This window comes from Streptomyces sp. yr375 (assembly GCF_900110755.1).
Classification (GTDB): domain Bacteria; phylum Actinomycetota; class Actinomycetes; order Streptomycetales; family Streptomycetaceae; genus Streptomyces.
On sequence record NZ_FOFF01000050.1, the window covers coordinates 18,618 to 31,337 of the forward strand.

Annotated in this window: 8 protein-coding genes; 6 read left to right on the forward strand and 2 right to left on the reverse strand. The window is 70.4% G+C overall.

The window, feature by feature from the left end; all coding sequences use genetic code 11:
* Positions 1–432 precede the first annotated feature (432 nt).
* Positions 433–1,917, reverse strand: coding sequence for a cellulose-binding domain-containing protein (locus BMZ82_RS32815; protein ID WP_093781044.1), 1,485 nt, complete (start codon positions 1,915–1,917; stop codon positions 433–435).
* Positions 1,918–2,154: 237 nt separating this feature from the next.
* Entirely contained in the window at positions 2,155–3,474 is a 1,320-nt protein-coding gene (locus tag BMZ82_RS32820) for a radical SAM protein (protein WP_093781045.1), read from the reverse strand.
* Positions 3,475–3,610: 136 nt separating this feature from the next.
* Here BMZ82_RS32820 and BMZ82_RS32825 point away from each other — a divergent pair, with 136 nt between their 5' ends.
* From BMZ82_RS32825 to BMZ82_RS32850, 6 genes are all read left to right on the forward strand, one after another.
* Positions 3,611–4,864 (forward strand): FAD-binding protein, encoded by a 1,254-nt coding sequence (locus BMZ82_RS32825; protein ID WP_093781046.1) that lies wholly within the window; start codon positions 3,611–3,613, stop codon positions 4,862–4,864.
* A 204-nt stretch (positions 4,865–5,068) separates the two neighbouring features.
* On the forward strand, positions 5,069–6,334 hold the full coding sequence (locus BMZ82_RS32830) for an ROK family transcriptional regulator (RefSeq protein ID WP_093781047.1): 1,266 nt from the start codon (positions 5,069–5,071) through the stop codon (positions 6,332–6,334).
* Between the two features lie 278 nt (positions 6,335–6,612).
* A complete protein-coding gene (locus BMZ82_RS32835; protein WP_093781048.1) occupies positions 6,613–7,875 on the forward strand; it encodes an ABC transporter substrate-binding protein in 1,263 nt (420 codons plus the stop codon).
* A 20-nt stretch (positions 7,876–7,895) separates the two neighbouring features.
* Positions 7,896–8,861, forward strand: coding sequence for a carbohydrate ABC transporter permease (locus tag BMZ82_RS32840; protein ID WP_093781049.1), 966 nt, complete (start codon positions 7,896–7,898; stop codon positions 8,859–8,861).
* A 5-nt stretch (positions 8,862–8,866) separates the two neighbouring features.
* Positions 8,867–9,736: a carbohydrate ABC transporter permease gene (locus BMZ82_RS32845; RefSeq protein WP_177244780.1), complete on the forward strand. Its 870-nt coding sequence runs from the start codon at positions 8,867–8,869 to the stop codon at positions 9,734–9,736.
* 28 nt (positions 9,737–9,764) lie between these two features.
* Positions 9,765–12,662: a glycoside hydrolase family 2 TIM barrel-domain containing protein gene (locus BMZ82_RS32850; protein WP_093781051.1), complete on the forward strand. Its 2,898-nt coding sequence runs from the start codon at positions 9,765–9,767 to the stop codon at positions 12,660–12,662.
* Positions 12,663–12,720 lie beyond the last annotated feature (58 nt).

Consider the following 12,720-nt stretch of genomic DNA (forward strand, 5'->3'; position numbering starts at 1 on the left):
TTCGGTTACTCTACGGCGGAGTACGCGGCGAACCCGGTCAACGCGAAGTACGCGGTGAACGCGTCGAGCCATTCGCACGAGTCGCACCGCAGGACCGCCGCCTCGCCGAGCGCACGCGGGCACGGTCAGGCACAGGTGGGCACGGCCGGCGCGAGGACGCGCCGGAACGCCTCACGGGCCCGGGCCGCCACCCCCAGCCACCTCACGGAGCGTCAGGACCGGTCACGGCAGTCGCAGCCGTCACGGCCGCCCCTGCGGGCCTCTGACGCCCGTCGCGCGCCCGGCACCGGCGCATCAGCACCGGCACAGCAAGACGGTGCCGGTACCGGCCCTGAGGCCGAGACCGACACCGGAAAGGGATGGAAGGACCAGGAGAGGCAAGGAGAAGCCAGGCGAGAGACCAGACGAGCCGCCCCGTAGAGCGGCCGCGCGTCAAGACCTGGTGCACTCCTGCCCGTTGAGGGTGAAGTCGTACGGAACGCTGTTCGTGTCGTGCCAGGAGGCGAGGAAGCCGAAGCTGAGGGTGCCGTGGGCCGCGACGGACCTGTTGTAGTCGGCGGCGGTCGCGGTGACCCGGGAGCCGTTCTGGGCGAGGCTCGCGTCCCACATCTGGTCGACCCGCTGGCCGTCGCGGAAGGACCAGGCCACCCGCCAGACGTCGAGCGCGTCGGCCGTGGTGACGGTGACGGTCGCCTGGAATCCTTCAGGCCACTGGTTGACGAGGTCGTAGCGGACCTCGCAGGGCGGCTCGTCCCCGCTCCCGCCGTCACCCGCGGGGGCCGAGGAGGTGCCCTGGGGTTCCGGGTCGGGCTTGCCGCGGTCGTCGTCGCCCGTCGCCGACGGCGTGCCGCTGGCGGACGGGGCCGGGTCGGACGAGGACGGCGCGGCGGAAGTGACGGGGCCGGCGGACGGCAGGATCGGACCGGGTCCGGCCACCGGACCGCCGTCGGCCGGGCCGCTCTTGGCGACGCTGTCACCGCTGCCGCCGGGCATCATCGACACCGCGAGCGCCAGCCCGGAGACGAGCACGGCGGCGACGAGCAGCGCGTTGCGCCGCACGCGCGCCTTGCCCGCGGCGGCCCGTACGGCCGCGCCTTCGAGGTCCGGCAGGTCGGGACGTCCGGGACCTAGGCGCACCTCGGAGGCCCGGCGGCGGCGTTCCAGGTAGGCGAGGCCGCCCCAGCCGATCACGCCCTGGACGAGGGCTGCGGGCAGCCCGCCGCCGTGCAGCCGCAGACAGGCGGCGGCCTCCGCGCACTGCACGCAGGTGGCGAGGTGCCGGGAGAGGTCGGGCGGGGTGTCGGCGGCGGGCGAGCGGGTGACGGCGTCCAGGAGCCGTACGTAGCTGCGGCACTCCGCGTCCATCGGGGTGTCGAGATGGTTGCGGTGGCAGCGGTCCCGGAACAGGCCGCGGACCTGGTTCAGCTCCTCCACCGCGGCGGTCGGGTCCAGGCCCTGGCGGCGGATGACGGCGCGCAGCGGCAGCGCCTCCACCTCCGCCAGCCACAGCAGGGCGGCGTCCGGTTCCTGCATGTCACGCAGGCCGCGCAGGGCGATGGGACGGCTCAGGGGCGGCCCGACGTAGCGTGCGGCTTTCTCGGAGTTCAGCCACAGGCGCAGGTCGGGGTCGAGTCGGTGGCCGTGGCCCTGGGCCTCCCAGGCGGCCGCCGTGGTACGTACGGCGGTCAGCAGCAGGGGGATCCGGGGCAGCCGGGACGAGCGACGGCCGACACCTCGTGCGGTGTCGTCCTCGCCGGCGCGGGCCTCGTGTATCCCGAACGCGAACGCCTCACGAGCCAGTTGGTTCGCCGCGGTCGAGCCCGACGTGCACAGGTCGGCGTACGACAGGACGGCGTCCCAGCACTCGGAGAACAGCGCGGCCTCGGCGGAGTCCTTCGGGGTCGGCAGGTCGGGCATGGGTCTCCTGCATCCACAAGCGAGGTCAACTCACCATGACGGCAATGGAGTTGGGGGGAACCTCGCGGCAGGGGCAGAGCTTTTCACGTTTCCAACACAACTGACAAGCGCCCTGTTCAGATGTCATGTCAAGAGGGAACACGACAGGACATACGACAGGGCGAGGCAAGGCGGCCGCGCCCGTAACTCCGGCCTGTAGTACGGACAATGGCCGCCTTCTGTTCAACTCGGCGCCGACTACGCGGTCGTCTCCTCCTGGGCCGGCAGGCTGTCCATGAAGGAGCTGACGGAGAACACCGCGCGGCCGGGTCCCGGCTGGCCGTAACCGGGCGGCGAGGCGAGGCCGAACTCGTCCATGGTGGCGCGGTAGGCCTCCAGCAGCCGGATGTGGTATTCCAGCGGCGCGCCCTGCGGGTTGGCCTTGCCGAGCGGGGTGGTGGGCTCCGGGCACCAGGTGGTGAAGCGGGGCGTGATGCCCTGCGACATGAAGAAGCGCAGGCCCTCGGTGGTGGAGGCGATGGCCTCGTCGACGGTGGTGAAGCCGAACGGCTCGGCCATCTCGACGCCCGCCACGAAGTTGGGGATGACGTTACGCGCGCCGAAGACCTCCGCCGAGTCGAGGATCCGCTTGTGCCACTCGTCGCGGCCGACGTAGCGCTCCTTGCCGGGGCAGTACATCTTGAAGAGGTACTCGTCCCACACCTCGTAGTTGGGGTGGTAGATCTGCACCCCGTAGTCCTTGAAGCGCTGTACGTCGTCGCGCGGCAGGGCCTGGGCGACGACCTTGCCGATCCAGCGGCCCGGGAAGTGCTCCTCGATGGCCTTGGCGTACATGCCGTAGAAGTCGGCCTCGTCACGGCCCTGGAGCTTCGAGGTGATCGCGCCGCCGGTGAGCGTGTAGGCGGTGGACGCCTTCGCCGTGTCGTAGCGGTCGATGATCTCCAGGGCTTCCAGGACCTCGTCGACGTCCTTGACGCCCGTGTACGGCCGGCCGGCCGCCTTGTGCTGGCGCCAGTTGTGGTTGATGTCGCAGTACTGGCACTCCTCCTTCGCGCCGAAGTACTGGCACACCCGGAAGACGGTCAGGTAGATCAGGTAGCCCCACTGGATGGTGGGGGCGACCTCCATGACGGACTTCCCGCTGGAGAGCTTGTGCCGGTAGTACTCCGGCATCGGCGGCACCCCGACGTCGGCGATGCGCGCCCCGTCGAGATAGAGCCCGAGCAGGCCCTCGTCGTCCGCCGCGACGCGGTACGGCGAGGCCGGGTTCACCCGCACCGACACGACGGTCCGCCGCAGGTCGTACGGCCCGCCGGTGAGGATGATCTCCTCCGGCGGCCGGCGCAGCGCGGCCTCGCCGAGCTCGGGCAGGGTGCCGTGGTCGAAGGAGAAGATGAAGTACGACTTCGGCTTGACCTCCCCCGACTCGTTGTCGCTGAGGGCGGAGGGGTCGAAGGCCACACCTCCGCGCAGCAGGTCCTCCTTGAAGACGGCCTCCCGCGGCACATGCGGAAACCGCTCCATCAGATCCTCGACCAGCGCGGTACGGCTGCCCATCCGTCGCTCCTCCCGGCTCAGGCGTACGATTTCCTCACGGTATGCCCCCGCCCTCGCCGCCGCCGTACCGGGGGCCCGCTCCGCGTGCCGCCGACGGCGACTTCCCGATTTCCGATTCGTCGGGAAGGATCACCGCATGACCGAAACCGTTACGAACTGGGCCCGCAACATCACCTTCTCCGCCGGCGAGCTGCACCGCCCGCGCTCCCTCGACGCCCTGCGCTCGCTCGTGGCCGGCAGCGGGCGGGTGCGGGTGCTGGGCAGCGGGCACTCGTTCAACGAGATCGCCGAGCCGGGCGACGGCGGGGTACTGCTGTCGCTGAGCGACCTGAAGGACACGGCCGGCGAGGTCGAGGTCGACACGGCCGCGCGGACCGTACGGGTCGGCGGCGGGGTCCGGTACGCGGAACTGGCGCGCCGGGTGCACGAGCACGGGCTCGCGCTGCCGAACATGGCCTCCCTGCCGCACATCTCGGTCGCCGGGTCGGTGGCGACCGGTACGCACGGGTCGGGCGTCGGCAACGGCCCGCTCGCCGCCGCCGTACGCGAGGTGGAGATCGTCACCGCCGACGGCTCGACCGTCGTCATCGGGCGCGGCGACCGGCGGTTCGGCGGGGCCGTCACCTCGCTGGGCGCGCTGGGCGTCGTCACTGCGCTCGTCCTCGACCTGGAGCCGGGGTACGAGGTCGAACAGTACGTGTTCACCGAACTGCCCCTGGACGGGCTGGACTTCGAGGCGGTGGCCGGGGCCGCCTACAGCGTCAGTCTGTTCACCGACTGGGGTGCGCCGGGTTTTCGGCAGGTGTGGCTGAAGCGGCGTACGGACGAGCCTGTGGTGGACTTCCCGTTCGCCGCGCCGGCCGTCGAGGCGCTGCATCCGGTGCCGGGGATGCCGGCGGTCAACTGCACCGAGCAGCTCGGGGTGTCGGGGCCGTGGCACGAGCGACTGCCGCACTTCCGGGCGGAGTTCACCCCGAGCAGCGGCGACGAGCTGCAGAGCGAGTACCTGCTGCCGCGCGGGCACGCCGTCGAGGCGCTGCACGCGATCGACGAGATCCGGGAGACGGTCGCCCCCGTCCTCCAGATCTGCGAGGTGCGGACCGTGGCCGCCGACGAGCAGTGGCTGAGCCCCTCGTACGGGCGGGACACCGTGGCGGTGCACTTCACGTGGATCGAGGACACGGCGGCCGTACTGCCCGTGGTGCGGGCGGTGGAGGCGGCGCTGGAGCCCTTCGGGCCGCGCCCGCACTGGGGCAAGGTGTTCGAGGTGCCGGCCGCTGTCGTGCGCGGGCGCTACCCCCGGATCGGCGACTTCACGGCCCTCGCGCGGGTGCTGGATCCGGCCGGGAAGTTCACCAACGCCTTCGTCCGGGACGTCCTGGAAGGGTGACTTCCAGCCGCCGTCGGCGGACTTCATAAAGCCCCTTTCCTAACCCCTTGTCGAACTGTGTGGCACCCCATAGCCTGGCGCGGCGCCGGTGTCGTCGCACGGTCGGCCCGCCCGGCACAGCCTCTTAGGCACGGCCTGCCCGGCGCGCAGCGGGGCGGAAGGGACGGCGGACGCAATGGTGGACGGCAGGAGAGGGCACGCTCCATGAAGCGCGGCACATCACGTGACATCCGCACCGCGAACCGCTACGAGGTGCTGCGTCAGATCATCGCCGCCTCGCCCACCTCCCGGCAGGAGCTGGCGGCCGCGACCGGTCTCTCGCTCGCCACCGTCGCCACCCTCGTCGGCGAACTGCTCGACCTCCGCATGATCACGGAGGTCGGGTTCGAGGACTCGGCGGGCGGTCGCCCCCGGGGCCTCGTGGCCGTCAACGCGTCGGGGGGCGCGTTGATCGGCGTGGACATCGCGGAGACCTACGTCCATGTCGAGCTGTTCGACCTCGGGCTGAACGTGCTGGCCCGCGCCGAGGAGCACATGCGGCCCGGCGAGAGCCGCCCGGAGCAGGTGGTCGGGCATGTCGCCGCGGCCGCCGGTTCGGTGGTCACGCAGGCCGGGGTCGAGGCCGCCCGGGTGCTCGGCGTCGGGGTGAGCGTGCCGGGGCAGGTGGACCGCGCCACCGGCGTCTCCGAGTACGCGCCCAACTGGGACTGGCACGACGTGCCGTTGCTCGACCTGCTCTCCGAACACATCGCGTATCCCCTGTACTTGGACAATCCACTGCGCGCCGGCGCGGTCGCCGAGCTGTGGTTCGGGGCGGCGCGCGGGCACGGGGACGCCGTGGTGGTCAACCTCGGCACCGGCGTCGGCGCCGGACTGGTGCTGGACGGCGCACTGCACCGGGGGGTCAGCAACAGCGCCGGGGAGTGGGGGCACACGACGCTCGTGCTCGACGGCCGGCTGTGCCGGTGCGGCAACCACGGCTGCGTGGAGACGTACGTCGGCGCGCCCGGCATCATGCAGAACCTGCGTGAACTCAGCCCGCGCAGCCCGCTGTTGCACCCCGAGGACCAGACCGCGACGATCGACGCCCTGGCCGCCGGGGTGGCCGCCGGCGACCCGGTCGCCGTCAAGGTCGTGCGGGACACGGCCCGTTACCTCGGTGCCGGGATCGCCAACCTGGTCAACGTGCTCAATCCCGAGGTGGTCGTGCTGAGCAGTTGGGTCGCCGCCCGGCTCGGCGAGCCGCTCCTCGACGAGGTGCGCGCGGCCGTCGCCCGGCACGCGCTGAAACGGCCGCTGGCCGCCAACCGGATCGTCCTGTCCCCCATCCCGACCGACCCGGCCTGCCTGGGCGCGGCCACGTTCGCGCTCGAAGGGGCGCTGGAGTCCGTCGGGCAGCGCACCGCGAAACGCGCCGTCCCCGCCCGCGCCCCCGCCCGCACGAGGAGCCGTACGGCGCCGCCCTCGTGAGCGTGTCACCCCCCCTGACCGAGGGCCGCCGGCCCTGACACCGGCGGCCCTCACCTCTCCCCCGCCTCACCCCTCCGCTCGTCGCGGCGTGCCCACGCCCCCCCCTTGCGCACCGCCCGTTCGCCATGCCGAACCGATCACAACGCTTCGAACAGGCTTCGTCCAACCCCTTGCCGAAGCCTTAGCCGAAGGTTAACGTCCCGCTCCGCGACAGGAATTGAGCCACCTGACGCAGATCCACCGAGCCGTAGCCGCACTTCGAGACAAGGACGTCACCCATGTCGGCAATGAGCAACAGCCCCTTCTCCCGCCGTTCCCTCTTCCGGGCCGCGGCGGGCATGACCGCGGCCGGGACCCTCGCCGCCTGCGGCAGCAACACCGGCAGAGCGGGCGGCAGTTCCGGCACGAACCTCACCCAGTACTTCCACGCCTACGGCGAGGAGGGCACCGAGCCGGCCATCAAGCGGTACGCGAAGGCGTACAAGGGCGCGAACGTGACCACCCAGTGGATCACCGCCGCCGACTTCGAGAACAAGCTCTTCGCGACGCTGCTCACCGACAACGCGCCCGATCTGTTCGAGTTCCACCCGCAGATCCAGATGGTCAAGAGCGGTCAGGTGGCGGACCTGACCGACATAGTCGAGCCGGTGAAGGCGGACTTCAACCCGGCCGACATCGCCTCGCACACGGTCGACGGCAAGATCTACGGCGTCCGGATGATCGACGACCCGCAGTTCTTCTTCTACCGGCCGTCGCTGCTGGAGAAGGCCGGTGTGAAGGTGCCGGAGACCCTCGACGAGCTGATCGAGGCCGCCGCCAAGCTCACCACCGGCAAGGTCAAGGGCCTGTACCTCGGCAACGACCTGCACGCGGTCATCAACCCGATGATCTGGTCGGCGGGCGCGAACACGCTCGACGACAAGAACCAGATCGCGTACCACACGCCCGGTGTCATCGAGGGCATCAAGAAGATGCGCAAGCTGTTCACCAGCGGCGACCTGCTCCTCGGCGCGCCGACCGACTACTGGGACCCCTCGGCGCTCAACCAGGGCCTGTGCGCGATCCAGTTCTGCGGGATGTGGGCGATGCCGCAGTTCCAGAAGGTGCTGGGCGACGACATCGGTGTCTTCCCGTTCCCCAAGACCATCGACTCCGGCAAGCAGTCGGTCACCAACGGCGGTTGGTCGATGTTCGTCAACGCCAAAGGCAAGAACGTCGACGCGGCCAAGGAATACGTCAAGTGGCTGTGGATCGAGCAGAAGAAGTACCAGGAGGAGTGGGCCACTTCGTACGGCTTCCACATCCCGCCGCGCACCTCGATCGCCCAGTCCGCCGCCAAGCTCAAGTCGAGTCTGCCGGCCGAGGGCGTCAAACTCTTCAACGAGTTCGGGCACTTCGACAACATCGGCTGGACCCAGGCGATGATCACCGCGCTGGAGGACGTGTTCGCCAACTCCGTCCGCAAGGACGGTGACCCGGAGGCGTCCCTCGACAAGGCCGACATCGCGGTCAACCGCGAGCTCAAGAAGCTCTTCGGATAGACCGGCGGACGGACCACGACATGTCGACGACCACCGAACCCGCCCTCACGAGCCCCGCCCCGGCAAAGACCTCCACGGCCACACCGCGGCGGGGGCTGCGGGGCAGCGCCACCTTCAACTTCTGGCTCTTCTGCGGCCCGTTCCTCGTCGGGCTGCTGATCTTCGTCTATGTGCCGATCGGCTGGAGCCTCTGGCTCAGCTTCTTCGACGCGCGCTTCACCGTCACGCCGGACAAGTTCATCGGCTTCGACAACTACACGTACATGCTGACGAACTCCGACTTCGTCGGCTCGCTCGGCACCTTCACCGTGTTCGCCGCGTTCATCGTGCCCACCACCTGGGCCATGTCGCTGGGCCTCGCCCTGCTGGTGAACCGGCTGCGGTTCATGCGGGCGTTCTTCCGCTCGGTGTTCTTCCTGCCGACCGCGTGCTCCTATGTCGCCGCGGCGCTGATCTGGAAGATGTCCATCTTCAACGGGGTCCGCTTCGGCCTCGCGAACACGGTCCTCGACTGGTTCGGGATCGAGAACGTCGCCTGGCTGGTCAACCCCGACCCGCCCTGGTACTGGCTGGTCATCGTGACGGCCCGGCTGTGGCTCCAGTCCGGCTTCTACATGATCCTGTTCCTGGCCGCGCTCCAGAACATCCCGGGCGAGCTGTACGAGGCCGCCGCGCTTGACGGCGCCAAGCCGGGCTGGCAGACCTTCCGGTACATCACGCTGCCCCAACTGCGGGCCACCTCCACCGCGGTGGTGCTCCTGCTGCTCGTCGCCGCCTACCAGGCGTTCGACGAGTTCTACAACCTGCTGTCCAAGACGACGTGGGGCCGACCGCCGCTCGTCGAGCTGTACTACACCGCCCTCGGCGAGAACCAGGACTACGGCGCCGGCAGCGCGGGCGCCGTCATCCTGACCGTACTGATCTGCGCCATCACCCTGTTGCAGGGCAGGTTCATGGGCTTCGGAAGGGGTGAGGAGTCCAAGTGAGCACCATGACGCCCGAGTTGGGCAAGAGGACCGGACGCCGCCGCCGTAGCCACGGGGTGATGGGGAGTGTCGGCCTCTACGTCGCCACCGGTGTGGCCGCGTTCCTCTTCCTGATCCCGTTCTACCTGATCGTCCGCAACGCCCTGTCCACCGACGCCGAGATCACCGGGGAGCACTGGAATCTCTTCCCCACGACCCTCCAGTGGAGCAACATCGGCGACGTCTGGAACGACACGTCGGTGCCGTTCGCCCGGTCGATGTGGAACTCCGCGGTCGTCGCCGTCCTGCACACCACCGGCGTCCTGCTGGTGTGCTCGCTCGCGGGGTACGCGCTGGCCCGGATCCCGTACAAGCACGCCAACAAGATCTTCTACGCCGTGCTGGGCACCCTGATGGTGCCGACCGCCGTCACCTTCGTGCCCAGTTTCGTGCTGGTCTCGTCGCTGGGCTGGGTGGACAGTTACCGAGGTCTCATCATTCCGGGCCTGTTCAGTGGTTTCACCTGCTTCCTCTTCCGGCAGTACTTCCTGGGGTTCCCCAAGGAGCTGGAGGAGGCGGCGCGCGTGGACGGGCTCGGTTACTGGGGCGCGTACTGGCGCGTCGTCGTGCCCAACTCGCTGAACTTCTTCGCGGCGATCGCGACGATCACCTTCATCAGCGGCTGGAACTCCTTCCTGTGGCCGCTGGTCATCGGCCAGGACCCCGACGCGTGGACCGTGCAGGTGGCGCTCTCCAACTACACCACCGCGCAGACCGTCGTGTTCCACCAGATCTTCATGGCCACCGCGATTTCCATCCTGCCCCTGTTGTTCGTGTTCCTCTTCCTCCAGCGCTGGCTGGTGCAGGGGATCGCACAGACCGGCATCAAGGGCTGACCCTTCCCTCATCACGACCTGGAGACAGATGTCCCTCCGCACCACCGGCAACGCCGGCGACAGCACCACTGACGTCGACTACGTCGAGGACGTGTCACCGGGCACCGGAGCGCTCGCGCCCCGCGCCTGGTACGCCTCTTCGGACGCGAAGTCCCTGTCGCTGAACGGACGGTGGAGTTTCCGTCTGTCGGCGACGGCGGACGCCGAGGACGACTCGTTCGCCGCGGACGGGTACGACGCCGGGGACTGGGCCACGGTCACGGTCCCCGGCCACTGGGTCCTCCAGGGCGACGGCGCGTTCGGGTCGCCGATCTACACCAACCACCTCTACCCGTTCCCGGTCGACCCGCCCCGGGTCCCCACCGACAACCCGACCGGCGACCACCTGCGGGTCTTCGACCTGCCGGCGGACTGGCCCGCCGCCGGGGACGCCGTACTGCGCTTCGACGGCGTCGAGTCCTGCGCCCGGGTGTGGCTGAACGGCACGGAGATCGGCGAGTTCAAGGGCTCGCGGCTGGCGCACGAGTTCGCGGTCGGCCGGCTGCTGAAGCCTTCGGGCAACGTCCTGGCGGTGCGCGTCCACCAGTGGTCGGCGGGCTCCTACCTGGAGGACCAGGACCAGTGGTGGCTGCCGGGCATCTTCCGTGACGTCACCCTGCTGCACCGCCCGGCGGGCAGCGTCCTCGACTTCTTCGTGCACGCCTCCTACGACCACGTCACGGGCCAGGGCACCCTGTGCGTCGACTCCGACGTCGACGGACGGGTGTCCGTACCCGCCCTCGACATCGATGTCGTCACCGGAACGGCCGTGACGACGGCAGTTCAGCCGTGGACGGCGGAGACGCCGAAGCTGTACGACGGGTTCCTCGTCACCGAGGGCGAGCGGGTGCCGCTGCGCATCGGTTTCCGTACCGTCGAGCTGGCGGACGGCCTGATCAAGGTCAACGGGCGGCCGATCCTCTTCAAGGGCGTCAACCGGCACGAGTGGCACCCCGAGACCGGCCGCGCGCTCGACCTGGAGACGATGCGCGAGGACGTGCTGCTGATGAAGCGGCACAACCTCAACGCCGTCCGCACCTCGCACTACCCGCCCCACCCGGCCTTCCTCGACCTGTGCGACGAGTACGGGCTGTGGGTGATCGACGAATGCGACCTGGAGACCCACGGCTTCGTCGAGCAGGACTGGCGGGACAACCCCGTCGACGACGACCGCTGGACCCCCGCCCTCCTCGACCGCGCCGCCCGCATGGTCGAACGGGACAAGAACCACCCGTCGGTCGTCATCTGGTCCCTCGGCAACGAGGCCGGCACCGGACGCGGCCTCACCGCGATGGCCGAGTGGATCCACGGCCGCGACACGTCCCGCCTCGTGCACTACGAGGGTGACATCAACTGCCGTGACACAGACGTCTATTCACGCATGTACGCCTCCCACGAGGAGGTCGAGCGGATCGGCCGGGACCTGGACGGCGGCACCCACACGCGCCGCCGACTGCCCTTCATCCTCTGCGAGTACGCCCACGCCATGGGCAACGGCCCCGGCGGACTGGCCGACTACCAGCGGCTGTTCGAGGCCCACGAGCGGCTCCAGGGCGCGTTCGTCTGGGAGTGGATCGACCACGGCATCGAGCACCCGGAGCTGGGCTACGCCTACGGCGGCGACTTCGGCGAGGAACTGCACGACGGGAACTTCGTCTGCGACGGACTGCTCTTCCCCGACCGGACGCCGTCCCCCGGCCTGGTCGAGTACAAGAAGGTGATCGAGCCGGTCGCCGTCGAGGGCTTTGGCGACGGCACGGTCCGCGTCACCAACAAGCAGGACTTCGCGGACCTGTCGGCGCTGGCGTTCACCTGGACGTTCGAGGCCGACGGCGAGACGGTCGCCACGGGCGGCCTCGCGGTGCCCGCGCTCGCGGCGGGCGAGTTCGCGGACGTGAAGCTGCCGCAGCCGCCCGCGGACCCGCCGGCCGGTGCGGAGACGGGCTGGACGGTGCGGGCCGTGCTCGCCGAGGACACGCCGTGGGCGCCCGCCGGCCATGTGGTGGCCTGGGGCCAGGCGCCGGTCGCGGCACGGACCCGGCCGGCCGTCGTCGCGGCCACGGGGCCGGTGTCCGACGGACGGCTGATCACCCTGGGCCCGGCCTCCTTCGACGCCCGCACGGGCACGCTGCGCGCCCTCGGCCCGGTGGCGGTGACCGGCCCCCAACTGGACGTGTGGCGGGCGACCACCGACAACGACGACGGCGCGGCCTGGCAGTCGGACGTCCGCCACGGCGTGCTCTGGCGCAAGCTGGGCCTGCACCGTATGCAGCACCGTCTGGACGCGGTGGAGCTCGGCGACCGGGCGCTGACGGTGCGCACCCGGGTGGCGCCGGCCGCCGCGGAGGTCGGCCTGTCGACGGTTTACAGGTGGACGTCGGACGGCGACCGCATACAGCTCACCGTGTCCGTCACACCGGAGGGCGACTGGACGGTCCCGCTGCCCCGTCTCGGCGTCCGCCTGGGACTGCCCGGAGCCGCGACCGACACGGTGACCTGGTTCGGCGGGGGCCCCGGGGAGGCGTATCCGGACAGCGCGACGGCGTCGACGGTCGGCCGCTGGCAGTCGACGGTCGACGGCATGCAGACGCCGTACGTCCGTCCGCAGGAGAACGGCGCCCGCGCCGACGTCCGCTGGGCGGAGCTCGGCGGACTGCGCGTCGAGGGCGATCCGGCGTTCTGGTTCAGCGCCCGCCGCTGGACCAGCGAGCAGTTGGACGCCGCCCGGCATCGCACCGACCTGGTGGCCGGGGACACGGTGTGGGTCCACCTCGACCACGGTCAGCACGGCCTCGGTTCGCAGTCCTGCGGCCCGGGCCCCCTCCCGCAGTACTTCCTCGACGCGACGGCCACCACGTTCTCGTTCGTCTTCACGACGACCGGCTGATCCGACGCCTCGCATGGCCGGCCGGCAGGCTCCCCTGTCGGCCGGCCAGTCGGGGCCG